This is a genomic window from Streptomyces sp. NPDC111656 (genome assembly GCF_055656965.1).
On sequence record NZ_JBVKCA010000004.1, the window covers coordinates 88,875 to 115,328 of the forward strand.

Here is a 26,454-nt window from a genome sequence, read left to right on the forward strand (position 1 = left end):
GGGTCGAGCCCGTCGCTCCGGGGCCGCCGGCGCATCCGACGCCCATGCCTGTTCCTGACCACCACCAGGCCCGGGGCGGTTGGGGGTTGTCGGCGTGCCCAGGCACAGGCGGACGCGGGGGGGCCGCTTCGCGCGTGACCGGGAGGCCGCGCGGGCGGCCCGGAGCCGATCTGTCCGGCTTCGCCGAGGCGGGCATCCGGCTGTCGGCCCGATCGGGGACCGAGCTCGGCCGACTCGACGTGTCCGACGGCCGCGTCCACACCGGGCGCGACGGCGCGACCGCCAGGAGTACCGCGAGGAGTTTCGACGGGAGCGCAACCGGCCTCAGGGGTGTGCATCCAGATGGTGCCCTGACGCGTCTACGTCGGTATGGATCTGGAAAAGTCGCCTGCTGAGCGACCCGCAGTACCGGCCGAGGGGTGCCTCACGGTCGCGATCCGCCTGCCCGTGCGGATCGTCGTCCTCGTGCTCGTCGTGCCGGTGCGCATGCTGTGGGACGCCCTGGTGGTCGGCGGAAGGTTTCTGCGGGACACCGTGCTGCGCCCCGTGGGGCGGGTGTTCCAGTGGGTCGCCTGGGCGGTGTTCGTCTGGCCGTGGGTGACGCTGTGGCGGTACGCCGTGGTGCCGGTCGGAAAGGCGCTGGCGTGGCTCGGATACGTGCTGCTCGTCGTGCCCGCCGTGTGGATGTACGAGACGGTGCTCACGCCGGTCGGACACGCGATCGCCTGGGTGGCGCGGGGCATCGGCGCCGGGCTCATGTGGGTCCTCCGCGGTCTCGGCGCCGGGTTCGCCTGGGTGCTCCGTGGCATCGGCGCCGTACTCGCCTGGGTGTACGCCCGGGTGCTGGCCCCTGTCGGGCGGGCCGTCGCCTGGCTGCTCAGGGGCCTGGGGATCGGGGTCGGGGCGGTCGCGCTCGGGACGTACCGGGTCGTGGCCTGGCTGGTCCGCCATCTGATCGTCGTACCGGCGCTGTGGTTGTACGAGTGGATCCTCGCCCCCGTCGGACGGGCGATCGCGTGGGCGGCGCGCGGACTCGGGTGGCTCGTACGGATGATCTTCACCGGGATCGGCGCCGCGCTCTACTGGGCCCTGCGCATCCTGCTCGTGCTGCCGGCGCTCGCCCTGTGGCGTTGGGTGCTCGTGCCGGTCGGACGGGTCCTCGCCGTCGTCGCGCGGGAGGTCGGGGACGCGCTCGGGCACGCCTGGCGGGTGGCCGGACACCTCTCGCTCGCCGTCGGCCGGTTCCTCGGACGACTCTTCCGGTGGATCTTCGTGGAGCCCGTGCGCTGGGTGTACCGCAGCGTGCTGACGCCCGTCGGACACGTCGTCCGGGACACGGTCCTGCGGCCCGCCGCCGACGTCGCGCGCGGCGTCGGCCGTGTGACACGGCAGGCCCTGGCCACCGCACGCGAGTCGGCGCGGCAGACCCGCGCGGACATCCGCCGCATGCTCTTCGGTACGCCCCGGGAGCCCGAGCGGGTACCCCTGGCGAAGCACCGGCGGGAACCGGGAGCCGCCGCGACACGTACTCTAGGTAGCAGTACGACCGCTCTCACGAAGGACTGAACGACACTGGGCAAGCGACAGCCCGAAGGCCCGCCGCCCGCACCCGCGGTGCAGCGCATCCGACTGCGCTACACCAAGCGCGGCCGCCTCCGGTTCACCAGCCACCGTGACTTCCAGCGCGCCTTCGAGCGTGCGTTGCGCCGTGCCGAGGTGCCGATGGCGTACTCGGCGGGGTTCACACCGCATCCGAAGGTGTCGTACGCCAATGCCGCACCCACCGGCACAGGCAGCGAGGCGGAGTACCTGGAGATCGCGCTCACCCAGACGCGAGACCCTCAGAAGCTGCGTGAGCTCCTCGACGAGTCGATGCCCGTGGGGCTCGACATCATCGAGGCGGTCGAGGCCCGCACCTCGGGTCTCGCCGACCGGCTCACCGCGTCCGTGTGGGAGCTGCGCCTCGACGGCGTGGCGCCCGAGGACGCGGAACGCGCGGTCGACGCCTTCAAGGCGGCCGACACGGTGGAAGTCCAGCGCAGGACCAAGAACGGGATGCGCACCTTCGACGCCCGCGGTGCCGTGGCGAGCCTCGAGGCGCACAGTCCGCAGGCCGATAGGCCGACCGACCAGCCCTGTGCGATACTGCGCCTGGTTGTTCGGCACGTGACGCCTGCCGTACGACCCGACGACGTCCTGTCCGGTCTTCGCGCCGTGGCCGACCTGGCGCCGCCGGTCGCCGCAGCGGTGACCAGGCTGGCGCAGGGGCTGTTCGATGAAGAGACCGGCACGGTGACCGACCCGCTCGCGCCCGACCGCGAGGCAGTCACGGCCGCCCCAGCCGATCGCGCAGGGGTCGCCGAAACTGCCGCCGCGAAGGCGTCGGCGTAAGGAAGGTCCCGCGTAAGGACGGACGTCGTAGCGCCGCCCTCGGATCCGGGAGCCACCTGGGTCGGGCAGCGCACCGACCAGAAGACTTTCGCCAGGCCGTACGCACACATGGCGTACGGAACCGGCGAGACAGGACACAGAGAGCTCCCGTGCGGCGCCCGCGCCCCGGACGGCGGCACCGCGCATCGCGCGAGCCGCGGACGTCACCGGCACTGCCGGACCAGGCGCGGCGCCCGGGAGCCTGACGGGAGATCCACCCGCATGCTCGAGCCGACCGAACCCACTGAGGGTTCCGACAACAACAACACTCCGAGCGACACCCTGCCGCCGCGGCGCCGCCGGCGTGCGGCGTCGCGTCCGGCCGGCCCGCCCACGGGCGCGGCCGAGTCCCAGTCCGTGGCCGAGACCACGGCTCCGGCCATACCGCCGGTGGCATCCGCCGAGGCCATGGCAGTCGTCGAGGCCCCCGAGGCTCTCGAGACCGAAGAGACCGAAGCGACGGTGGAGGAGGCGGTGGCTCAGGCCGCTGCCGCCGAGTCGGTCGAGCCCGCCGAGGACGCCGCTCCGCGCCGTACGCGTCGCCGCGCCACCCGCCGGGTGTCCGCGCCCGCCGGTGCGCCGGTGACGGCAGAGGCGGCCCGGGCCGCGGAGACCGTGGTGCCCGCGCCCGCCGAGACCGAGGCCGAGGCCCAGGTCGAAGAGGCCCCCGCTGTCGAAGCGGCCCCCGCCGTCGAGGAGGAGGCGGCGCCCGCCGCCCGTCCGCGTCGACGTGCGACCCGTCGTGCCTCCGCACCGACCGGTGCGCCCAAGGCGGCCGAGGCCGCTGCGACCACCGAGACCGCTCGGACCCCTGAGGTCTCTGAGGCCCCTGAGGCCGCTGAGACCCCTGAGGTCGTCAGGGAGCCCGTCGCGGCGCAGGCCGAAGAGGCCCCCGCCGCCGAGGACGCCGCACCCCGACGCACCACCCGTCGTCGCGCCACCCGGCGCGTCTCCGCGCCCGCCGGTGCGCCCGAGGGCGACGCCGCCGACGAGCGTGTGGAGGCGCCCGTGACCAGCGAGACCAGCCCCAGCGAGAGCAAGCCCGCGGCCGAGGCCGAGAGCGAGCCCGCCGCGGAGGCGGAGACCAAGCCCGCGGCCGAGGCCGAGACCGCCGAGGACGGCGCCCCGCGCCGGACCCGCCGCCGTGCCACGCGCAAGGCCGCTGTCGGTTTCTCCGCCCCCGCGCCGAAGGAGGCCGAGTCCGCGCGACGGCCCGCGCGTCCGGCCGTCGCCGTGTTCCAGGCGCCCGTGTTCACCGAGCCGATGTTCCAGACGCCGGAGCGGGCCGCCGCCGCGGCCGCCGCCGAGGCGGCGGAAGTGGCCGCCGAGACCGCCGAGGCCCCCCGGGCCGAAGAGGTCGTCGAGGCACCCGTGGCCGTCGAGGAGGAGACCGGCGGACGCCGTCGCCGTCGCCGCCGGGCCGTCGAGGAGGCGCCCGCGGCACCGGCCGCGGAGCCCGTCGACGAGGTGGAGGAGCCCGACGAGTCCGCCGAGGACGTCGAGGACGGCGTCGAGGACGACGAGTCCGAGGAGGAGTCCGCGGGCTCGCGCCGCCGTCGCCGTCGTGGTGGCCGGCGCCGTCGCCGCGGCGAGTCCGCCGAGGCGGACGGTGAGGCCGGGGACGACGAGTACGCCGCCGAGCAGGCCGCGCAGGACGCCGAGGACACCGCCGAGCAGGCCGAGGAGGACGCCGAGGAGGCGGACGAGCGCGACGAGCCGGGCGGTTCCGGCTCCAGCAGCAGCCGTCGCCGCCGTCGGCGCCGTCGTCGCGCCGGTGACTCCGGCCCCGAGGCCGAGCCCGGCGAGAACGACCCCGAGCGCACGGTCGTCAAGGTCCGCGAGCCGCGCGGCAAGAAGGACGAGCACCCGTCCGACGAGGTCCAGTCCATCAAGGGCTCGACCCGTCTGGAGGCCAAGAAGCAGCGCCGTCGTGAAGGGCGCGAGCAGGGCCGCCGTCGCGTTCCGATCATCACCGAGGCCGAGTTCCTGGCCCGCCGTGAGGCCGTCGAGCGCGTGATGGTCGTCCGCCAGAGCGGCGAGCGCACCCAGATCGGCGTCCTCGAGGACAACGTGCTCGTCGAGCACTACGTCAACAAGGAGCAGTCGACCTCGTACGTCGGCAACGTCTACCTGGGCAAGGTCCAGAACGTGCTGCCGTCGATGGAGGCCGCCTTCATCGACATCGGCAAGGGCCGCAACGCCGTGCTCTACGCCGGTGAGGTCAACTTCGAGGCGCTCGGCATGGCCAACGGGCCGCGCCGCATCGAGAGCGCGCTGAAGTCCGGCCAGTCGGTCCTCGTGCAGGTCACCAAGGACCCGATCGGCCACAAGGGCGCCCGCCTCACCAGCCAGGTCTCCCTGCCCGGCCGCTACCTGGTCTACGTGCCCGAGGGCTCGATGACCGGCATCAGCCGCAAGCTGCCCGACACCGAGCGCGCGCGCCTGAAGACCATCCTCAAGAAGATCGTCCCCGAGGACGCGGGCGTCATCGTGCGCACCGCCGCCGAGGGCGCGAGCGAGGACGAGCTGAGCCGCGACGTCGAGCGACTGCAGGCGCAGTGGGAGGACATCCAGAAGAAGGCGAAGAGCGGCGGCAGCTCGAACGCGCCGTCCCTGCTGTACGGCGAGCCGGACATGACCGTCCGCGTCGTCCGCGACATCTTCAACGAGGACTTCACCAAGGTCATCGTCAGCGGCGACGAGGCGTGGGAGACCATCCACGGGTACGTGTCCCACGTCGCGCCCGACCTGGCCGACCGTCTCTCGAAGTGGACCTCCGAGGTCGACGTCTTCGCGACGTACCGCATCGACGAGCAGCTGATGAAGGCCCTGGACCGCAAGGTCTGGCTGCCCAGCGGCGGTTCGCTGGTGATCGACAAGACCGAGGCCATGGTCGTGGTCGACGTCAACACCGGCAAGTTCACCGGTCAGGGCGGCAACCTCGAGGAGACCGTGACCAGGAACAACCTGGAGGCGGCCGAGGAGATCGTGCGCCAGCTGCGGCTGCGCGACCTGGGCGGCATCGTCGTCATCGACTTCATCGACATGGTCCTGGAGTCCAACCGGGACCTGGTGCTGCGGCGCCTTCTGGAGTGCCTGGGACGCGACCGTACGAAGCACCAGGTCGCCGAGGTGACCTCGCTGGGCCTGGTACAGATGACGCGCAAGCGGGTCGGCCAGGGTCTGCTGGAGTCCTTCTCGGAGACCTGCGTCCACTGCAACGGCCGTGGCGTGATCGTGCACATGGAGCAGCCGACCTCCGTCGGGGGCGGCGGCAAGCGCAAGAAGCGCGGCCGTGGCGGTGCCGAGCAGGTCCACGAGCACGACCACGAGCTCGAGCACACGCACGAGATCGCGGAGGAGCCGGAGACGGTCGAGAGCGAGGCCGAGGTGGCCGCCGAGGTCGCCGCGCCCGTCGCTCTGGTCGAGCAGGAGTTCCAGCCGGACGAGGAGCTGTACAGCAGCGCCGCCGAGGCGGAGGCCGCGGCTTCCCGTGGCGGCCGCTCGCGGCGCCGGGCGACCCGGCGCGCGTCGGCTCCCGCGGGTGCGCCGAAGGCCGAGGAGCGTGCTCCCCGGGGCCGCCGCGAGGAGCGGGCCGAGCGGACCGAGCGGGCTCTGACGTCCCACGAGGCCGCCCAGTCCGAGCCGGTCGCGGTCGAGGACCCGGTCGTCGAGGCGCCGGTCGCCGAGGTCACGCAGGCTGCCGAGGCCGCTCCGGCCCCCGTGGTCGCCGTACCGGAGGACGAGGCCGCCCCCAAGGGCCGTACGCGTCGTCGCGCCACCCGCAAGGTGTCGGCTCCGGCCGGTTCCCCGAAGGCGGCGGAAGAGGCCGTGGTGACGGTCACGGAGCCGGTCGCGGCGCCCGTGCCGGAGGCCGCCGCCGAGGTCGTCGAGGCGCAGCCCGCGCCGGTCGCCGAGGCGCCCGCCGAGAGCGCCGCGCCGGCCCGCCCGCGTCGTCGCGCCGTCCGCAAGGCCACCGCGCCCACCGCGTCCGAGGAGGCGGCCGTCGTGGTCGTCCCGTCGGCCTCGGCGGAGCCGGCCGAGGCCCCCGCGGCCGTCGAGACGGCGGCCGAGACCGTGGTCGAGACGGACGCCGAGGCCCCGGCCAAGAAGACGGCCGCCCGCAAGACGGCCAAGAAGGCGACGGCGAAGAAGGCCGCCACCAAGAAGACCGCTGCCAAGAAGACGGTGGCCAAGAAGGCCACGGCCAAGAAGGCGACCGCGAAGAAGACGGCCGCCAAGACCACCGCGAAGAAGACCGCGGCGGCCGAGCAGCAGGACCGTTCGTCCGTCTCGGCGACCACCGAGGACTGACGCGGAACCGGCGGAGGGCTGACGGAAGTCGGTCCCTCCGCTGCTCCGACCGCATGACGGTGGCCCGGTTTGACCCCTCAAGCCGGGCCCCGTAACCTAGACCGTCGGCGTGTCCCCTGACGCGCCGCACCCCCGTAAACCTCTTCCTCCCGGAATTCTGCGTGTCGTGCGTGTTCGCATGCCGTGCGCTTCGGGAGAGGCCGCTCGCGCAGCGCGTGGCTGGACTGCGGGGTTCCGTTCCGAGCGAGAGAGAGATCCGCGTGTACGCCATCGTGCGCAGCGGTGGTCGCCAGCACAAGGTTGCTGTCGGCGACATCGTTGAGGTTGACAAGATTTCCACTGCCAAGGTTGGCGACACGGTCGAGCTCTCGACCCTGCTCGTTGTCGACGGCGACGCCGTGACCAGCGACCCGTGGGTCCTTGCCGGCATCAAGGTCCAGGCCGAGATCGTGGACCACCACAAGGGCGTCAAGATCGACATCCTTCGCTACAAGAACAAGACCGGTTACCGCCGTCGTCAGGGCCACCGCCAGCAGTACACGGCGATCAAGGTCACTGAGATCCCCGCGGCTGCGAAGTAAGGGACTGAGGAGAGATGGCACACAAGAAGGGCGCATCGTCCACTCGGAACGGTCGCGACTCCAATGCTCAGCGGCTCGGCGTGAAGCGCTTCGGCGGTCAGGTCGTCAACGCCGGTGAGATCCTGGTCCGCCAGCGCGGCACGCACTTCCACCCGGGCAACGGCGTCGGCCGTGGCAAGGACGACACGCTGTTCGCCCTTGACGCCGGTGCGGTGGAGTTCGGTACCCACCGTGGCCGCAAGGTCGTGAACATCGTTCCGGTCGCCTGACCGGTTCTTTCGCGAGGCGGACCTCACTTCCCGAACGGGAAGCGGGTCCGCCTTTCGCGTGTTTTGTAGAGAAGCGGCTCTGTGGCATACAGGGCTGTGCAGGACTTTCGTACGTAACTGGAGGCACATCCCATGACCACCTTCGTGGACCGCGTCGAGCTGCACGTCGCCGCGGGTAGCGGAGGCCACGGCTGTGCCTCCGTACACCGGGAGAAGTTCAAGCCGCTCGGCGGCCCGGACGGCGGCAACGGCGGCCGGGGCGGTGACGTGATGCTGGTCGTCGACCAGTCCGTGACCACGCTGCTCGACTACCACCACAAGCCGCACCGCAGTGCCACCAACGGCAAGCCCGGCGAGGGCGGCAACCGCTCGGGCAAGGACGGCCAGGACCTGATCCTGCCGGTGCCGGACGGCACGGTCGTGCTCGACAAGGCGGGCAACGTCCTCGCGGACCTCGTCGGCCACGGCACGTCGTACGTCGCCGCACAGGGCGGTCGCGGTGGCCTCGGCAACGCGGCGCTGGCCTCGGCCCGCCGCAAGGCGCCCGGCTTCGCGCTGCTCGGTGTCCCCGGTGACTTCCAGGACATCGTCCTGGAGCTGAAGACCGTCGCGGACGTGGCCCTCGTCGGCTACCCGAGTGCCGGCAAGTCGTCCCTCATCTCCGTCCTGTCGGCCGCCAAGCCGAAGATCGCGGACTACCCCTTCACGACCCTCGTCCCCAACCTGGGCGTGGTGACGGCGGGCGAGACGGTCTACACGATCGCGGACGTGCCCGGCCTCATCCCCGGCGCCAGCCAGGGCAAGGGCCTCGGCCTCGAGTTCCTCCGCCACGTCGAGCGCTGCAGCGTGCTGGTCCACGTGCTGGACACGGCGACCCTGGAGTCCGAGCGCGACCCGGTCACCGACCTCGACATCATCGAGGAAGAGCTGAAGCAGTACGGCGGCCTCGGCAACCGTCCGCGCATCGTCGTCCTCAACAAGATCGACGTGCCGGACGGCAAGGACCTCGCCGAGATGGTCCGCCCCGAACTGGAGGCCCGCGGCTACCGCGTCTTCGAGGTGTCGGCGGTTGCGCACATGGGCCTGAAGGAGCTGTCCTTCGCGCTCGCCGAGATCGTCGGCACGGCGCGCGCCGCCAAGCCCAAGGAGGAGGCGACCCGGATCGTCATCCGCCCGAAGGCGGTCGACGACACCGGCTTCACCGTGGTCCAGGAGGAGGACGGCCTCTACCGCGTGCGCGGCGAGAAGCCCGAACGCTGGGTCCGCCAGACCGACTTCAACAACGACGAGGCCGTCGGCTACCTCGCCGACCGTCTCAACCGCCTCGGCGTCGAGGCGGAGCTGATGAAGGCGGGTGCCCGCTCGGGCGACGGCGTCGCCATCGGCCCCGAGGAGAACGCGGTCGTCTTCGACTGGGAGCCCACCGTCATGGCCGGCGCGGAGATGCTCGGCCGCCGTGGTGAGGACCACCGCCTCGAAGCTCCGCGGCCCGCCGCGCAGCGCCGCCGCGACAAGGAGGCGGAGCGGGACGACGCGGACAAGGAGTACGACGACTTCGAGCCGTTCTGAGGAGCGCCGGATGCCTGGACGGGCCAAGGGCGCCGGGCTCGCCGCCGGCACCTGGGCCCGTCCGTCGGTTCACGGGTGCAGGTGCTGCCAACCCTGCCACGCGGACTCGATCATCTCGTCCAAGCCGTGGCTGGCCGACCAGCCGAGTTCCTGGTGAATACGGTCGGCGGAGGCCACGACCCGGGCGGGGTCGCCGGGGCGGCGTTCCGTGACCTCGGGGACCGCGTCGTCATGTCCGGTGAGCTTGAGGATGCGGTCCACCATCTCGCGGACGGAGCTGCCCTCGCCCCGGCCGATGTTGAGGACGAGTGAGGTTGCCGCAGGAGCGTCCTGAAGACGGCGGGCTGCCGCGAGATGGGCGGAGGCGATGTCCTGGACGTGGATGTAGTCACGCACACAGGTGCCGTCAGGCGTGTTGTAGTCGGCGCCGAAGATCCGCGGGGCCTCACCGGCCTCCAGGCGTTCGAAGACCATGGGGATGAGGTTGAAGACGCCGGTGTCGGCGAGTTCGGGACCGGCTGCCCCGGCGACGTTGAAGTAGCGCAGCGAGGCGGCCCGGATCCCGTGGGCGCGCGCGGCGGCGCCGATCAGCCACTCGCCGATCAACTTGCTCTCCCCGTACGGGCTCATGGGCATGCAGGGAGTGTCCTCGGTGACGAGGTCCACGTCCGGCATGCCGTAGACCGCGGCGGACGAGGAGAAGACGATCCGGGCGACCCCGGTGGCGGTCATGACCTCCAGCAGGGTCTGGAGTCCGGTGACGTTCTCGCGGTAGTAGTGAAGCGGTCGTTCCACGGATTCGCCGACCTGCTTCTTGGCCGCAATGTGCACCACCCCGGTCACAGCATGGTCACGAATCGTCTTCTCGAGCCGGGTGGCGTCCAGCACACTGCCGACGACCAGCGGAACGCCGGCGGGCACGCGGTCGGCACTGCCGGTCGACAGATCGTCGTACACCACGACGCGCTCACCGCCCTCGATCAGGGCGCGTGTGACGTGCGCGCCGATGTATCCGGCGCCCCCTGTTACCAGCCAGTTCATCGTCACTTCTCCTTTGCTGCGGTCAGTGTGTTCAGACTGGTCTCTGGGGCCGGGAAAATCGAGTCAGACAAATGGGGCGCCAATGCAGAAGGGTGGACAAGACGGTTAAGGCCAGGGAGCGGTACGCGACCACCGTCTTCACGGAAACATCTCGTGAATCCTTTACTCTATTGGGCGGTGCGCCCCACGGCCGGTATCGGCCGTGCGTGCCGGCCCGCACGCGCTCTCGAGGTTCGCCCCGGAAACAGGTTGCAAAAGGATGCCAAGACTCTCCCTCGTTGTCCCCGTCTACAAGGTGCAGGGGTATCTCTCTGAGTGTCTTGAATCCGTCCTGGGGCAGGACTACACGGACTTCGAAATAGTCGCCGTCGACGACTGCTCTCCGGACGGGTCGGGCGCCGTCCTCGACGAGTACGCCGCACAGGACGACCGAATTCGTGTGATTCACCTCACCGAGAACGTCGGGCTCGGACGTGCGCGGAATGCCGGGCTGGAAAAGGCCCGGGGCGATTACGTGTTGTTTCTCGACAGTGACGACACGTTGTCCCCGGGGGCGCTCGCGGCGATAGCCGGGCGGCTGGAGGCCACCGGGGACCCCGAGATACTCATCTACGACTACGTCCGCACCTACTGGAACGGCGAGGTCCGCCCGAACCAGCGGAGGGACCTGCTGACGAGCGCCGGCCCGGACGTGTTCTCCCTCGCCGACCGGCCGCAACTGCTCGACCTGCTGCAGATCGTCTGCAACAAGGCCTACCGCCGGGACTTCATCGTCCGCCAGGGCCTTGCCTTCCCGCCGGGCTACTACGAGGACGCCCCCTGGACGTTCTGCTCCTTGATCAGCGCCGATCGCATCGCCGTACTGGACCGCGTCTGCCTGCTGTACCGGCAGCGGCGCGAGGGCGGCAACATTCTCGGGACCGTCAGCCGCAAGCACTTCGACGTCTTCGACCAGTACCGCCGCGTCTTCGACTTCGTCGACGCCCGTGAGGACCGCGCGCGGTGGCGCGCACCTCTGTTCCGCAAGATGGTCAACCAGTACCTGACCATCCTGGAGCGCCCCGGCCGCCTGCCGCAGGACGCCCGGGCGGAGTTCTTCCACCGTGCCGCCGCCGACTACCGCGCCCGCCTTCCCGAGGGCTTCAGGCGGCCGGCCGGCGACCGCGGCCACAAGTTCGCGATGCTCGAGCGCGACGTGTACGCCCAGATGGTGAGCGCCATGGCCGCGGTGAAGATCCGCAACACGGTCAAGGGGCGGGCACGCACCGCGCTCCACCGCTCCAAGCGCGGCGCGATGAGCCTCTTCTACCAGTCCCAGCTGAGGCTGCCGCGTGACGAGAACCTCGCGGTGTTCTCCGCATTCTGGAGTCGCGGTGTCTCCTGCAACCCCGCGGCCATCGACGCCGAACTCGCCCGCCTCGCCCCGCACATACGCCGCGTGTGGGCCGTCCACCCGGACGCGGTGGACACGGTGCCCGAGGGCACTGAGCACGTGCGGGTGGGGTCGCGCGAGTACTGGGCGGCGCTCGCCCGTGCCACCTACCTGGTCAACAACGTGAACTTCGCGAACGCCGTGGTGAAGCGGGAGGGCCAGATCCATGTGCAGACGCACCACGGCACCCCGCTGAAGACCATGGGCCTGGACCAGCAGAAGTACCCGGCCTCGACGAGCATGGACTTCGCCAAGCTTCTCGAGCGCTGCGATCGCTGGGACTTCAGCCTCGTCTCCAACCGGTTCTCGAGCGCCGTGTGGGAGCGGGCGTACCCCTGCGCGTACACCTCCCTGGAGACCGGTTACCCACGCAACGACGTCCTGCTCAACTCCACGGCTCAGGACGTCCGCGAGGCCCGCCGCGACCTCGGGCTGGATGACGGCACGACGGCCTTCCTCTACATGCCGACGCACCGCGAGTACCAGCCCGGCTTCGTACCCCGTCTCGACCTCGAGAAGCTCGCCGAGCGGCTGGGGCCGGAGGCCACGCTGCTCGTACGCGGGCACTACTTCCACAACCGGTCCGACCGGCTCGCCGAGCTGCGGTCCGAGGGCCGGATCCTCGACGTGTCCGCCCACCCCGCGGCCGAGCGTCTCTATCTCGCTGCCGACTGTCTGATCACGGACTACTCGTCAGCGATGTTCGACTACGCCAACCTGGACCGCCCAATCGTGATCTTCGCCGACGACTGGGACACGTACTCCGTCGTCCGCGGCACGTACTTCGATGTGCTCACCCAGGCCCCGGGCGCCGTCGCCACCACTGAGGAGGAGCTGGCCGAGGTACTCTGCTCCGACGGTTGGCGAGGCGAGCGGGCCGCCCGGGCCCGGGACGGTTTCCGGCACCGCTTCTGCGACTTCGACGACGGTCGCGCGGCGGAGCGCGCCGTGCGCCGCATCTTCCTCGGCGAGCCCCTCGAGGCCATGTCACCCGTCGTGCCGCTGGACGAACGGATCCCCGCTCCGCCACCCGCAAGGGCCCACGAAGCATCGGCCCCGATATCCACCTACTCGAGCCAGAGGTAGCTGCAGCAGTGTCCCAGCACCCCGACACAACGCCCGACATCAGCGTCGTCGTCATCGTCTTCAACGACGCGGAACGCCTTCCGACAGCCGTGCAGTCAGTCCTTGACCAGACCCTGCAGAACGTCGAGGTGATCATCGCCGACGACCACTCCACCGACGGCTCGTACGAGGTCGCGCAGCAATTGGCCCTCCGGTCCGACCGCGTGCGGGCGATCCAGTTGGCCGAGAACAGCGGTGGCTGCGGCGAGCCGCGCAACCAGGGCGTGGCCGTCGCCCGTGGCCGCTACGTGATGTTCCTCGACAGCGACGACACCCTTGAGCTCAACGCCTGCCGCAACATGCTGGACGCGGCGGAGAACACCGGGGCCGACCTGGTCTCCGGGCTGTGCGTGCGCGTCCACACGGACAACAGGCACGGCAAGACGGTCAAGTGGTACCCGTGGCTGTACCGGGAGACCCGTACCTTCGACTCCGTCGCGGAGATACCGGACCTGCTGGTCTTCGACACCCTGTCGACGAACAAGTGCTACCGGCGCGAGTTCCTGCTCGAGAACGAGCTGACCTTTCCCCGAGGCATCCACTACGAGGACCTGCTCTTCTCGGCGCAGGCCTACCTGGCCGCGACTCGGATCACCCTCATCCCGAACACGGTCTACTACTGGAACGTGGTCGAGAAGGCCGCCGAGAAGTCGATCAGCAACCGGCGCCACGAGATCAGGAACCTCGCCGACCGAGTGGAGATCCACCGCCGGATCGACCGCATCCTCGCCGAGCTGGGCCACGACGAGCTGAAGCTCCACAAGGACCGCAAGTTTCTCAAGAACGACCTTGTGCTGTACCTGCGGGACCTGCCCTTCCTGGACGAGGACTACTGGCACCGCTTCGCCGAGATGACCCGGGGCTACATCCGGGACTTCCCCCAGGCGGCCTACGACGAGCTGTCCCCGATCCACCGGATCTGCGCCTACCTTCTGTTGCAGGAGGACTGGAAGAACCTCCACCCGGCGATCGACACGCTCATCAACACCAACAAGGTGTCCAGCCCGCTGCTGGAGCGCGACGGCCGGGTCTACTGGTGCGCGGAACACATCGACGACCCGCTGGGCCGCGAGGTCCTCGATGTGACCGACCTCGGCTACCACGCCAAGCCGGTGCAGCGCCTCAGCCTGCGCAACCAGGTGACCGACTACGCGGAGAGCCCCTCGGGCGTCACGCTGGCCGGCGCGCTCGTCAACCCGCTCGGTGTGATCCCGTCGGACGCCAAGCTCAAGGCCGAGCTGGAGTTCCGTGCCCGCCGCAGGAGCCTGCAGACGTTCCGGTTCCCGGTGCAGAACCTGAAGCACGAGGGCGAGTCCGTGACCTGGCGGGCCGCCCTGCCGCTGGCCGCTACGCTCCGTCCCGTCGGCATCGTCGACGACGTGTGGGACGTGCGCCTGCACCTGACCGTCAACGGCGAGCGGACGAGCAGCCGCCTGACGGTCGGTCAGATCTCACTGGAGGATTCGGGAGCCGTCCGTATCCGTCCCCGGCTCGGCCGGATGATGGCCGACCGCCTCCAGCCGCACGCCTCAGCCAAGGGCCACCTCGCCTTCCGCCTCACCCAGCACGGCAGGCTCGCCCGGCGCACCTCGATGCTGGTGCAGCGCAATATGCAGAGCCCGCCCGCCGAGCTGGCGAAGAAGATGGCGCGCAAGGTCGTCTCGGTGCGCAAGGACCTGCATTCGGGCCCCCGGAAGATCGAGGCGTACCACCGGATGATCCGGCTCCTGCCCGTCCGCAAGGGCACGGTCGTCTTCGAGAGCCACCTCGGCAAGCAGTACAGCGACAGCCCACGGGCGATCTACGAGGAGATGTGCCGCCGCGGCGTGCCCTTCAAGGCCATCTGGTCGTACGCCGGTGAGCGTCCCACGGGCTTCCCGAAGGACGTCGAGCTGGTCCGTCGCTGGTCCTGGCCCTACCTCAAGGCGCTGGCACAGGCCGAGTTCTGGATCGACAACCAGGGCTTCCCGCTCAAGCTGAGCAAGCGTCCCGAGACCACGTACATCCAGACCTGGCACGGCTCCGCCCTCAAGCGCATGGGATTCGACGAGCCGAAGTACCGCATCCAGTCGGAGCACGAGCAGCGCTCCTACCAGGAGGCGATCGACCGGTTCGACCACTTCGTGGTGCGCGGCCGGCACGACGAGAAGACCCTGGCCCCCGCCTACCGGATTCCGGAGGAGAAGCTCCTGCGCACGGGCTACCCGCGCAACGACGCCCTGGCACGGGCCAAGGACGCCGAGACCCTCGACCCGGCGGCGCGGGAACTCGCCGAGCGGCTCGGCATCCGCCGGGACCGTCCGATCGTCCTGTACGCGCCGACGTTCCGGGAGCAGGCCAACGGAGGCGTGCGGAAGTTCGAGTTCCCGTTCGACATCGATGCGTTCGCGGACCGTTTCGGTGACCGCTTCACCCTGCTGATCCGGACCCACTACCTCAACAACGTGACGCTCCCGCCGTCCGTGGCCGGCCGGGTGGTCAACGTCAGCGAGGAGCCCGACATCACCCCCGTCCTCCTGCTCGCGGACGCGATGATCACTGACTACTCCTCGGTGATGTTCGACTACGCGCTGCTGCAGCGCCCGATGGTCTTCTTCACCTACGACTGGGAGGAGTACGTCAACAACAGCCGTGGTACGTACTTCGACCTGTCCGAACAGGCCCCCGGCCCCGTCGTGCGGACCGCCGAGGAGCTCTTCGACGTCCTGACGGATCTGGATGCCCTCGCGTCCGACCAGGAGGGACGCCTCAAGGAATTTGTGACCCAGTACGGCGAGTACGACCGCGGCGACGCCGCCGCGCAGATCGTCGACCGCTTCTTCGGAAACCGGGGAGACGCCCGATGACACAGCGTGACATCATCTTTGTGGCCAACGAGGTCAACGAACTCGGTGGCGTGGCACGCTGGCAGGCGCTGATGGCCAGGCTGTTCGCCGAGCGCGGTCACCGGGTGACCATCGTGGGCATCGCGCCGCCCGAAGTGCCCATGGACCTCGGCGGCAACCCGCCGTTCGCCACGGTGACGCTCTACGACGAGCGCCCGCCTGGGCGTTGGCAGGCGCGCACCCTGCGGAACCGTGCCAACCTCGCGGCGCGGCGGCGTGAGGCTGCCCGCGAGACGGGCATGCGGGAGGCCACCGAGCGGCTGTCGCGCGTCTTCCGCGACGCCAAGCCCGGTGCGATGATCATCGTGACCCAGGTGTGGGCCATGGAGTGGGTGGCCATGGCGGACACGGCCGGGCACCCGGTCATCGGCATGAGCCACGAGTCCTACGAGTACTCGCGCGGCTCCTCCCGGTTCCAGCGCGTCGAGCGGTACTACAAGGACGTCGACCGCCTGCTGCTGCTGACCCGCGAGGACGCCGACCTGTGGATAGGCCGCGGCCTCAACAACGTCGGGTACATGCCGAACCCGTTGCCGATGATGCCGGAGGCCCCCTCCCGCCGTACCGAGAAGGTGGCCGTGAGCATCGGCCGGCTGGGGCACCAGAAGGGCATCGACATGCTCCTGGACGCCTGGGCCGAGGCGGCGCCGAAGCACCCCGGCTGGCTCCTGCGCATCTACGGCTCCGGCCCCGACGAGCAGGCGCTGCGGCAGCAGTGCACCCGGCTGGGCCTGGACGGATCGGTGGAGTGGGCCGGCCAGACCGACGACGTCGCCGCCGCGCTGCGCGGGGCGTCCGTGTTCGTGCAGTCGTCCCGAGGTGAGGGCTTTCCACTGGCCCTGCTGGAGGCGATGGCCTGCGCCGTGCCGTGTGCTGCCTTCGACTGCGCCCCCGGCGTGCACGAGATCATCCGGCACGAGGAGGACGGACTCCTCGCCCACCCCGGCAACACCACCGAACTCGCCCACCAGCTGGGCCGGTTGATGGAGGACGCCGACCTCCGCGACGCGATGGGGGAGCGGGCGCGGAAGAACGTCCAGCGCTACTCGCCCGCCGCCATCACCGACCGGTGGGAGGAACTGTTCGCGTTCCTGGAGCGCTGAACATCGTTGCGTCTCGCGCCGGTTGCGGACGCGACCGTGGGGACCGGCCCGAAGGGGGCCGGTCCCCTTCGGGTACGGGAGAGGTGGCCGGGCTCCGGGTGTTCCGCCCCGTGGTGACCTCCAGCCGTACGCTGCACTTCGGTCCCGCCTACGGCTGCGACGTGGAGTTCTGGAGCATCGGTGAAAGGGGGGCTTCCCCGGCTGAGTGCCGGGGAAGCCCCCCTTCGTATTCCAGTGCTTACCGCAGCCGGACTAGCGGACGACGTAGCCGAAGCGTCCGCCGGCGGCCGGGAGACCGCCCTGGCCGGGCTGGTAGGTGGTGATCGCCGCGTTCGTGCCGCCGGCGGTCACATTGGACAGCGGCAGGGCGTAGACCGTGCCGTAGCTGCCCGGACCGTACGGCATGCCGAGGTACAGCTTGGTGCCGGTGTAGTGGATGCTCTGACCGAGGTGCTGGTTGGCGCCCGCGGGACCCGGGATGCCGGAGGTGCCGGCCTCGATCCAGCGGTTGTTCGTCCCGGGCGAGCCGAGGAGCGAGAAGGTGGTGATCGCGCCTGCCTTCGCCGTCGTGCCGACGGCCTCGTCCGTGAGGCCGACGGCCAGCTTCATCGTCGCCGTGGTGCTCACCGCACGCGGCGCCGTGTTCACAGCGGCCAGCGTCTGGCCGAAGCGGTCACCGGCCTCGGAGGTGCCGGGCACGGTGTCGGTGGCGGTGCCGGACGAGTACGAGTTGAGCTGGCTGTACGTGCCGGCGGCGGTGATCTGGAAGGTCTGCACCATGCCGGTGTCCGTCTTGGCGACACCGTCGACGTCCAGGTCCTCACCCGGCGAGCCGACCGCGAGGATCGAGTCGGTGGCGGTAGCCGCCCCCGACGGGCGGTAGGGGACCAGGGCCAGGGACTTGGCGAACTGGTCGCCCGCCTCGGCACCGCCGGAGACGGTGTCCAGGTCCTGGTCGAGGCCGAACAGCGGGGTGGGCCGGTTCTCGGAGTTCAGCTTGTGACTGAAGACCGCGAGGTTGCCGGCGCCCGCATCGGTGCCGATGGTCTCGTCGGGGGCACCGATGACGATGCGGTTGGCGTCGGCCGCGACGGCGCCGCCGAAGCCGTCGTTCGCCTCCACGGAGCCCGGCACGTCCGTGCTGTCCTGACTGATGGCGATGTTGCTGCTGCCGTGCACGTAGAAGGCCATGCCCGCCTTGGCGACGCTGCCGATGGCCTCGCCCGGCGAGCCGATCACCAGGAACGGCTCGCCGGCGGCGGTGGTGCCGGCGGCGAGGGCCTGGCCAGTGCGGTCACCGGTCTCGGGGGTGGACGCCGCGAAGGAGCCGGTGCCGCTGCCCTGCTCGAAGTGGGTGTCCTTGGTCGCACCGGTGCCGAGGCCGCCCGACGCGCCGTACAGGACGTCGACCACGCCGGCGTCGGTGGCGGTTCCCAGGTCCTCGGAGGGGGTGCCGACGACGAGGTCGGTGCAGCCGTCCTCGTTGTAGTCGACGGTGGCCATGGTTTCGCCGAACCAGTCGCTGGCCTCGGCGCCGCCCGACACCCAGTCGAGGTCCTGGTTGATCTCGGCGGTGCCCTTGCCACCGCCGTACACGACCCGGACGAGACCCGCGCCGGCTTTGCCGCCGACGCTCGCCGCGGGGTCGGAGACCGCGGTGTCCTCGATGCCGTCACAGTTGAAGTCGGCGATGCGGGTGGCGCCGACGGCGGAGTTCACCCAGGAGCCCAGGTCGTCGACGCGGGCGGCGATGCCGCCGGTGCGGGTCTCGACGGCGTCGATGCCGAAGCAACCGCCCTGGTAGGACTGGCTGTTGAGGGCCACCAGCTGAGGCGTGCCGTTCACGGTGCGCAGCACGGGGCCGCCGGTGTCGCCCATGCAGGCGGCCGCGCCGTCCTTGCCGGTGACGGTGGCGGTGGTGGCGGCGGACGAGTCCACCGTCAGAGCGCCGGTGTGCAGCTTCAGCGGCGCCCACTCGGTCTTGTTGCGGCCGTATCCGGCGAACTTCAGCTCCTCGCCGGCAGTGGGCGCGGTGTTGGCCAGGGCGATGGGGGCGACGTTGGTGACCGGCCGGTTCAGGCGGGCCAGGACGACGTCGCGGTCGGTGCGGGGGACGAGCTGCACGATGTCGCGCACCGCTCCGTCGGAGCCGCTCAGGTCGGAGCGTCCGATGGTCGCGGTCGTCTGCTTCGCGGGCTTGCCCGCAGACACCGACAGGCTGGTCGCCGGGTTGTCGGCGAAGCAGCTGGCCGCGGTCAGCAGCCACTCGGGGTCGACCAGGACACCGGAGCAACCTCGGTCGTGGTCACCGACGATGATCTGCGCGCTGTAGCTGAACGAGGCATCGGTGACCGGCGTGCCGGTAACGGCGGACGCGGGCGCGGCGCACAGCGCGACCGGGCCGGTGGCCAGGGCGGCGACGAGGGCGGCAAGGCGCACGTGTCTGGAGTGTCGCATGATGTGATTCCTTGGACTCTAGGTCTGAGAGGCCGAGCGGCCTCAGGCAGCGTGGGGGATGCCGACGGGCCTGTGCCCAGGGCTACTTGGAGGCCCTGATCTCCACGAGCATGAACTCGCGGCCCTGTTCGTCGGCGCTCTCCCCGACCGCGGTCCAGGCGTTCTTGTCGACGTCGAAGGACTTCTCCTCGGTGCCGGTGGTCATGTCCACCTGCGTCGCGTAGTCGTTGCCCTTGATCCCGTAGACAGAGGGGATCTCCAGGGTGAGCCAGCCGGAGTTGCCGGTGACCTGGAAACAGATCTTGTCCTTGCTGCGCGCCCAGACCTCGAGCTGTCCCGTTCCGCTCACACAGTCGGCGAGCGTGATGTGGCCGTCGCCGCGCTTGAGGACGATGTTCTTCTCCGCGAGGATCTTGTTCGCCTGCGGGTAGTTGAAGTCCTCCACGGCGTAGCCGGGGGCTTCACCCGCGACGGGCGCGGCCGCCCGCGGTGCGGAGTCCCCGGCTGTGGACGAGCCGCCCGGGACGGCCAGCCAGGTCAGCGCGCCGGCCACCGCTGCTGCCAGTGCGGTACCGACGAGTCTCTTGTATTTCGGCCTTATCGCGATTGCGCTATGCGCCTTCATTGAAGTCCTATGGGTTGATTCTGACGGAACGCTCAGAACACGTTCAAGACGAGCGTGCGGCTGCGACGGACGGGGGTGACAGAAGTCAGCGTGAAATGAGCGCACGCAGAAATGCGCATGGTCATGAAACCGCCCCCAGGAAATGAACCATCGGCGCGAGAGACCCCTTCTGGGGATCACAACGCGAAAACTCACCCGCAGCCTCGTTTATCAAAGTCGCAATTGATGATCTCTGTCCATCGGGCGAAAGGTGGCAAAAGGGGCACTTTGCAAGGGTCGTGCGTGGCATGTGTCACACAGTGGAAAGATTGCTGTCACGCATCTGACAGGTTTTGTTCACCTCGTTGGCATGGATGTGCTGGTCCAGGTCACCACCGCCTTACTGGTCTTCGTGGTCGGGTCCTCGATCGCCCGATTCGCGAGACGCTTCTTCGCGTGGGCCCACAGCAGCTCGACCGGGTTCAACTCCGGTGCGTACCAGGGAAGCTGGAACCCTCCTCCCCTAGAAGCAGATCCACCCTCCGACGTCCATGGCCTGGGTGGATGGGATGCCGTCGACCACGTCTTGGTGGGCGGCGCCTCCGCAACGCGGGCCTGCCTCAAGCCCTGTTCGAACAGATCCGCCGCCTGCCGGCGGTGCCGTTCCAGCTCAACCGGGTTGAAAACCCGGTCAGTTCGCCCCCTGCCGCTGGCGCGTGACCTCACGATTCTGACTCTCCGTTCGCTCGCATGTCCAACGCGACAAATTGGATAACTGTTTCAAAAGGTAGACGAAAAGCTGCAGAAAACTGAAAGGTCTGGAAGGTTGTACCGGTCATCGTGAAGAAACGGTGAAGGTAATTTGCGCGAGAACATCGGGTTGTACGGATCCCCGTAAAGATCGAGCAAGGAAAATTCTTCGCGCTTGAATGGGCGCTTTTGGCCATTCTCGAATGCCGCAATATAGGGGCAACTGCGCCAGACCGGGAGGACGCGTCGGTCGCTTTGCCGCCCTCCTTTACTTGCGCCGAAAAACTGTGTGAGGATCCCTTTTCGGTTGGCGCGCAAGAGAAGCGATGGGGGCGATATCGCCGTGCGTCGATAGGGAGCGTCCTACGCGCAAGCAGCACGGTCACAGCAGCCAACGGCCGCAGAGCCATGCGCCCAGGGCGTCCGCCGTGGTTGCCGCCTTGCGCTCCACCGGCCTCAACGAGATGTCCGTCCATCGGTGTCGCGTGCCGCCAGCCACTTCGCCCTGTCAGTCAGAACCTTGAGGACGACACATATATGCAGACGACTTTCTGGAGCAGACGGCGCCTCCTGACTGTGGCGGCTGCCACCGTGGCAGCCACGGCGCTGCCACTGACCACGAGGCCCCGGGCCTTCGCCGCCACGACCGACATCCCCAGCCTCCCGTCGCTTCCCGACACGCCGCGGGCCAAGGCCGTCGCCGCGTGGCAGGGCGGTGGCAAGGCGACCAAGGCCGCGGCGGCCGCCGCGCTCGTCGGTACCGACGCGGACGTCGAGGCGTTCCTCACCACGGCGCTGCCGGCCGCCATCGCCGAGGACAACCGCGTCGGCGTCTTCAAGGCGCTCTCTCTCGCCGGCAAGGGCACGACCGCAGAGATCTCCCGCGTCCTGGAGGCGGGGGACGCCGAGATCTCGGCCTTCCTCGCCGGTGGGTACAAGACGGCGCAGACGGAGGACATGCGCGTCCTCGCCCTCACGCTGAAGTCGATGGGCGGCAAGGGCGTGCAGGCCGCCGCGGACGCCGCCATCAACGACGGTTCCGGCGACGCGCTGATGAAGTTCATCACCGACACCCAGTTCTCCGCGCGCCTGGAGGACGAGACCGTCGAGGTCTTCAAGACCCTCAACCGTGCCGGGCCCGAGCTCAGCAAGTACGCGCAGCGCGCCCTGGAGGACGGCGGCGCCGACGCCGTCCGCTGGTTCCTGGAGATCGGGCAGAACATCGCCCGGGCCCGGGACGACGAGGCCGCCACCATCGAGCAGCTCGTCGCCGTCACCGAACGGCAGTCCAAGCGCGCCCAGTTGTCGACGGAGAAGGCGAAGGAGGAGTCGGACAAGGCGAAGACCGCCGCCGCCGAGGCCAAGAAGGCCGCCCTGGAGGCCGCCGACGAGGCGCAGGCCGCCAAGGGGGACGTCGCCAAGTCCGCTGCCGCCGCCCGCAAGGCCGCGAGCGCCGCCAAGGGTGCGGCCAACGCCGCGTCCATCGCCATCTCCGCCTCGTACGCCGCCCAGACCGCGGCCCGCAAGGCCGCCTGGGCCGCGCACGCGGCGACGTCCGCCGCCGCCACGGCCGCGCACGCCGCCTCCACCGCGTACCAGGCCGCCACGGCCGCCTCCCAGGACGCGTCCAAGACGGCGGCCGCGAAGGATGCCGCGGTCGCCGCCCGCAACGCCGCGGCCAAGGCGCGTACCGCCGCGAAGGCCGCCGACGCCGCCAAGACCGCCTCCGACCAGTCGGTCGCCGCCGGCAACTCGGCTGCTGACGCCGCCCGCGACTCCGCCGCCGCCGCGAACGCCGCGGCCACCGCCGCCACCGCCGCCGGCGCCGCCAACTCCGAGGCCGCCGCCGCGCGCGCCGCCGCCGTCGAGGCCGACGCCCAGGCCGCACGCGCCACCAAGGCCGCCTCCGCCGCGCAGTCCCTGGCCAACACCGCGGCGACCGCCGCCGGGGCCGCCCGCGACGCGGCCAACTCCGCGGCCGACCACGCGGAGAAGGCGGCTGCCGCGGCCGACGAGGCGGTCAAGTACGCGGGCCAGGCCCTCGACTTCGCCAACAAGTCCACCGCGTACGCCAACGACGCCCAGGCGGCGGCCGACGCCGCGGTCAAGGCCGTTCTTGACGCGCAGGACGTGGAGCAGAAGGCCCGCGACGCCGAGCAGGCCAAGCTCGACGAGTACGCCGATCAGGGCAAGGCCGATGCCGCCGCGCTCGCCGCGCTGGAGCAGCAGGACGTCGAAGCGTCCCGCAACCAGCTGACCCAGAAGCAGGCCACGGACTCGGCCACTCTGGACCTGATCGCGGCGGCCGAGAAGGCGTTCAGGGACGGCGACCACCCGACCGCCGTCGGCCACGGCCGCAACGCCTGCTTCGCCCAGTTGTCGTCGCACGGCACCTGGACCCGCGAGGCCGCGGCGTTCGCGCTCGCTGCCGGCGACGAGTCGGTCCTGAACTGGATCGACGCCGACCGGGCCATCGCGCAGCAGCAGGACGACCGTGAGACCGTCCTCTTCCTCAGCGCCGTCTCCACAGCCGGTGTGGCGGCCGCGGCGCAAGCGGCCCTGGAGTCCACGGACGCAGCCGCGCCCACCGCCTTCCTCACCACCGGCGCGATCGACGCGGCCAGGGAGGACCAGACCGCGGCGATCTTCAGGATCCTCGGCAACAATCCCGGCAACGCGGTCAAGCAGGCGGCGAACGACGCGCTCAGCGACGGCTCGGCCAAGGCGGTGCACGAGTTCTTCACCGTCAAGTACGCGCCGGCACAGGCCGAGGACGACAACGTGGCCGTCTTCTCGTCCATCGACTCCGCGGGCCCGTACACCAAGATGATGGCGACCGTGGCGCTCGAGGGCCCGAGCTGGATGCGCCGCAACTTCGTCACCACCGTCCACCTGCGGACGCTGCAGCTCGACGCGGACTCCGCCGCCCACATCGCGGCGATGCAGGCCATGCTCGCGCACGCCGCCAAGCTGGCGCAGGACGCGACGACGAACGCGGCCTACGCGCAGAAGGTCGCGGCGGACGCGCGCAAGGCGTCGGACGAGGCGCAGAAGTGGGCCACCGCCGCCACGAACTCCGCCGCGAAGGCGAAGACATACAAGGATCAGGCGGACGCCCACGCGGACGACGCGGAGAAGTCCGCGGCCGACGCCCAGGCCTCCGCCGACAAGGCGAAGAGCGCGGCGCTGGCCGCCCGGGGCGCCTCGCGGCGCGCCAACTACTCGGCGAACCAGGCGACCGCCGCCGCGGCCGCGGCGACCATGTCCTCCAACAACGCGCAGGCTTCCGCCAATTCGGCCGCCGCCTCCGCGATCCAGGCGGGCAAGGACGCCACGGAGGCGGCGAACGCCGCGTCCGAGGCGAAGCAGATCGCCGCCACGAAGCGCAGGCAGGAGCAGATCGAGGCGGCCAAGGCGGCCGCGGAAGCGGCCGCGAAGGCCAAGCAGACCGGCGTCAACCCGGCGGACAACGCCGACAACGACGGGGCGAAGGAGCCGTACAAGTTCCTGGGCGGCACGGCCGACGACTGGAAGGGTGCCGCCGACACGCTCGGCACCATCTCCACCTACGCCGGTTACGCCGCCGCTCTCTCGCTGCTGGTGCCACCGCCGGCCGGCGAGGCCCTCTACGGGTTCTTCGGCGGGGTCTCCCTGATCACCGGTGTGGCCAGCACCGTCATCTACGGGTTCGCCGAGGGACCCTTCTCCTCGGACTGCCTGACCTCGGCGTTCGGTGTGGCCGTCGGTGTCTTCACCACCGGCCTTCCGTGGGGCAAGTTCGGTGGGGTGATCGGCGATGCCCTCGGCCCGCTCGAACACGGCGCCCTGTCCGTCGGCGCCCAGCTTGAGCGCCTCGGTACAGCAGCCCTGTCGCCGGCCACCGGCGCCGCCGTCTCCGCCGGAAAGGCCGTGGGTGATGCGGTCAGTGACACTTGGCACGATCTGACGCCGTGGTAATCCGCCGCTGATACCTTGCGGGGCGGAATCTCGACATCAAGACAAATTACATCGTCTTTCCATACCGGGGAGGGCCCGCGCTCATGTCTGCTCATGTATCCAGGGACGGTTGGGTCCTCATCGCCGGCGTCGTCACCATCGTCCATGTGGCGGCGATGCGCTGGTGCATGCCGACGCCCAAGACGAAGCAGAGGATCACCCTCGCCCCCTTCGTCGGGCTCATCCTTCTGGTGCCCAACGCCATGGTGAAAGGGTATTCCTTCTCCTTCACCCTGTATTTGTACTGCTGCGTACTGCTCGGGTTCGTCGTCCTGTTGGTGCCGGTCAGGAAGAAAGTCTTGGCCGACACTCTGGAGCAGGAGCAGAAACCCTGGGACAAAGTGCCGCTGAATACAGTGACCTTGTACTGGATGCCCATCTCGATCACCGTGTGCATCATCGGGGCGGTCCTCCTCTGGCCCGTCCTCAAGTAGCGGAAAAAGGCGGCGCACACGCGTTTCGGGTGTGCGCCGCCTTGTGACGTCCGCTCGGCGGTCGCGCCTTGGCCGGCTTCGTGCCGACGTCGGCCCATCGGTTGTCCAGGGCGCCCTGGCCCTCAACGGACCCTGCCGGCTCTCTTGCTGACGTCCGGAGACTGACTGGCTCCTTCAGCGCTGCGGCTCTCTGCCCCTTGTCTGCGTACTGGACGACCGCGCGGCGACCGCCCCGCCTCGCGTAGATTCGGCACGTGGACATGGGCGTGCGGCGGGATCGGCGTGAGGAGACGGACAGCAAGGTGGCAAAGACAAGGCAGGCCGTGCACGAGGCCCACAGAATCGTCGTCAAGGTGGGTTCCTCCTCGCTGACCACGGCCGCGGGCGGTCTCGACGCGGACCGCGTGGACGCGCTCGTCGACGTCCTCGCCAAGCACCGCAGCGGCGGCGAGAAGGAGATCGTCCTCGTCTCGTCCGGCGCCATCGCGGCCGGCCTCGCCCCGCTCGGGCTGCGCCGCCGCCCCAAGGATCTGGCCCGGCAGCAGGCCGCCGCCAGCGTCGGCCAGGGTCTCCTGGTCGCCCGCTACACCGCCTCCTGCGCCCGCCACGGCGTCCGTGTCGGGCAGGTGCTCCTCACCGCCGACGACACCAGCCGGCGCGCCCACCACCGCAACGCCGCCCGCACCCTCGACAAGCTCCTCGCGATGGGCGCCCTGCCGATCGTCAACGAGAACGACACCGTCGCCACGGACGAGATCCGCTTCGGCGACAACGACCGGCTCGCCGCGCTCGTCGCCCATCTCGTACGGGCCGACCTGCTGGTCCTGCTCTCCGACGTGGACGGCGTGTACGACGGCGATCCCAGCAAGCCCGGCACCTCGCGGATAGCGGAGGTCCGCGGACCGGGGGACCTCGCGCACGTCGACATCGGCACCGCGGGCAAGGCGGGCGTCGGCACCGGCGGCATGGTCACCAAGGTCGAGGCGGCCCGGATCGCGGCGGCCGCGGGCATCCCCGTGGTGCTCACCTCCGCGGTGCACGCCGCCGAGGCCCTCGCGGGCGGCGACACCGGCACGTACTTCCACCCCACCGGCAAGCGCTTCGCCGACCGGCTGCTGTGGCTGCAGCACGCCTCGACCCCGCAGGGCGCGCTCGTCCTGGACGACGGTGCCGTGCGCGCGGTCGTCGACCGGCGCACCTCGCTGCTGCCGGCGGGTATCGCGGCCGTCGAGGGCGACTTCACCGCGGGCGACCCCGTCGAGCTGCGCGACAGCGCGGGGCGGGCGGTCGCGCGGGGTCTGGTGAACTTCGACGCCAAGGAGATTCCCCAGCTCATCGGGCGCTCGACCCGCGAGCTGGCCCGCGAGCTGGGCCCGGAGTACGAACGCGAGGTCGTACACAGGGACGACCTCGTGCTCCTGCATCCGTAAGACGCCTGTTCCGCACTACCTCTGAAACAGCTGT

At 70.3% G+C, this 26,454-nt stretch carries 15 protein-coding genes; 12 read left to right on the forward strand and 3 right to left on the reverse strand.

Going from position 1 to position 26,454, the window contains the following annotated elements:
• Positions 1 to 369 precede the first annotated feature (369 nt).
• The 6 genes from ACZ7M3_RS13835 (at position 370) to obgE (ending at position 9,163) form a co-directional block, all read left to right on the forward strand.
• Positions 370 to 1,566 carry a hypothetical protein gene (locus ACZ7M3_RS13835; RefSeq protein WP_472063245.1) on the forward strand — a complete coding sequence of 399 codons (1,197 nt, stop codon included), beginning with the start codon at positions 370 to 372 and terminating at the stop codon, positions 1,564 to 1,566.
• A gap of 48 nt (positions 1,567 to 1,614) precedes the next feature.
• Positions 1,615 to 2,391, forward strand: coding sequence for a TIGR03936 family radical SAM-associated protein (locus tag ACZ7M3_RS13840; protein ID WP_472063247.1), 777 nt, complete (start codon positions 1,615 to 1,617; stop codon positions 2,389 to 2,391).
• Positions 2,392 to 2,652: 261 nt separating this feature from the next.
• Positions 2,653 to 6,744, forward strand: a complete 4,092-nt coding sequence (locus ACZ7M3_RS13845) for an Rne/Rng family ribonuclease (protein WP_472063249.1) — start codon at positions 2,653 to 2,655, stop codon at positions 6,742 to 6,744.
• Between the two features lie 260 nt (positions 6,745 to 7,004).
• Positions 7,005 to 7,325: a 50S ribosomal protein L21 gene (rplU, locus tag ACZ7M3_RS13850; RefSeq protein ID WP_006374708.1), complete on the forward strand. Its 321-nt coding sequence runs from the start codon at positions 7,005 to 7,007 to the stop codon at positions 7,323 to 7,325.
• A gap of 14 nt (positions 7,326 to 7,339) precedes the next feature.
• The gene (rpmA, locus tag ACZ7M3_RS13855; RefSeq protein WP_028802588.1) at positions 7,340 to 7,594 is read left to right on the forward strand and encodes a 50S ribosomal protein L27; all 255 of its coding nucleotides are present in this window, start codon (positions 7,340 to 7,342) and stop codon (positions 7,592 to 7,594) included.
• A 132-nt stretch (positions 7,595 to 7,726) separates the two neighbouring features.
• The gene (gene obgE / locus ACZ7M3_RS13860; protein WP_472063251.1) at positions 7,727 to 9,163 is read left to right on the forward strand and encodes a GTPase ObgE; all 1,437 of its coding nucleotides are present in this window, start codon (positions 7,727 to 7,729) and stop codon (positions 9,161 to 9,163) included.
• Positions 9,164 to 9,232: 69 nt separating this feature from the next.
• Here obgE and galE read toward each other — a convergent pair whose 3' ends face one another.
• Entirely contained in the window at positions 9,233 to 10,204 is a 972-nt protein-coding gene (gene galE / locus ACZ7M3_RS13865) for a UDP-glucose 4-epimerase GalE (protein WP_472063253.1), read from the reverse strand.
• 259 nt (positions 10,205 to 10,463) lie between these two features.
• On the opposite strand from galE, the gene ACZ7M3_RS13870 reads away from it, so the two are divergent.
• From ACZ7M3_RS13870 to ACZ7M3_RS13880, 3 genes are read left to right on the forward strand one after another with little or no spacing between them, the layout of a single operon-like run.
• Entirely contained in the window at positions 10,464 to 12,722 is a 2,259-nt protein-coding gene (locus ACZ7M3_RS13870; protein WP_472063255.1) for a bifunctional glycosyltransferase/CDP-glycerol:glycerophosphate glycerophosphotransferase, read from the forward strand.
• Between the two features lie 8 nt (positions 12,723 to 12,730).
• Positions 12,731 to 15,607 (forward strand): bifunctional glycosyltransferase/CDP-glycerol:glycerophosphate glycerophosphotransferase, encoded by a 2,877-nt coding sequence (locus ACZ7M3_RS13875; RefSeq protein WP_472063257.1) that lies wholly within the window; start codon positions 12,731 to 12,733, stop codon positions 15,605 to 15,607.
• Entirely contained in the window at positions 15,604 to 16,749 is a 1,146-nt protein-coding gene (locus ACZ7M3_RS13880) for a glycosyltransferase family 4 protein (protein ID WP_472063258.1), read from the forward strand. Before ACZ7M3_RS13875 ends, ACZ7M3_RS13880 begins: the two co-directional genes overlap by 4 nt.
• Before the next feature lie 252 nt (positions 16,750 to 17,001).
• Here the strand turns inward: ACZ7M3_RS13880 and ACZ7M3_RS13885 are convergent, their stop codons facing one another.
• Both ACZ7M3_RS13885 and ACZ7M3_RS13890 read right to left on the reverse strand, forming a co-directional pair.
• Positions 17,002 to 19,206, reverse strand: coding sequence for a trypsin-like serine protease (locus ACZ7M3_RS13885; RefSeq protein WP_472063260.1), 2,205 nt, complete (start codon positions 19,204 to 19,206; stop codon positions 17,002 to 17,004).
• An 82-nt stretch (positions 19,207 to 19,288) separates the two neighbouring features.
• Positions 19,289 to 19,831 (reverse strand): hypothetical protein, encoded by a 543-nt coding sequence (locus ACZ7M3_RS13890; RefSeq protein WP_355433473.1) that lies wholly within the window; start codon positions 19,829 to 19,831, stop codon positions 19,289 to 19,291.
• A gap of 1,266 nt (positions 19,832 to 21,097) precedes the next feature.
• Here ACZ7M3_RS13890 and ACZ7M3_RS13895 point away from each other — a divergent pair.
• The 3 genes from ACZ7M3_RS13895 (at position 21,098) to proB (ending at position 26,420) form a co-directional block, all read left to right on the forward strand.
• Positions 21,098 to 24,517 (forward strand): ALF repeat-containing protein, encoded by a 3,420-nt coding sequence (locus ACZ7M3_RS13895; protein ID WP_472063262.1) that lies wholly within the window; start codon positions 21,098 to 21,100, stop codon positions 24,515 to 24,517.
• A gap of 83 nt (positions 24,518 to 24,600) precedes the next feature.
• Positions 24,601 to 24,990 carry a hypothetical protein gene (locus ACZ7M3_RS13900; protein WP_472063263.1) on the forward strand — a complete coding sequence of 130 codons (390 nt, stop codon included), beginning with the start codon at positions 24,601 to 24,603 and terminating at the stop codon, positions 24,988 to 24,990.
• Positions 24,991 to 25,313: 323 nt separating this feature from the next.
• A complete protein-coding gene (gene proB / locus ACZ7M3_RS13905; protein ID WP_472063871.1) occupies positions 25,314 to 26,420 on the forward strand; it encodes a glutamate 5-kinase in 1,107 nt (368 codons plus the stop codon).
• Positions 26,421 to 26,454: the final 34 nt, after the last annotated feature.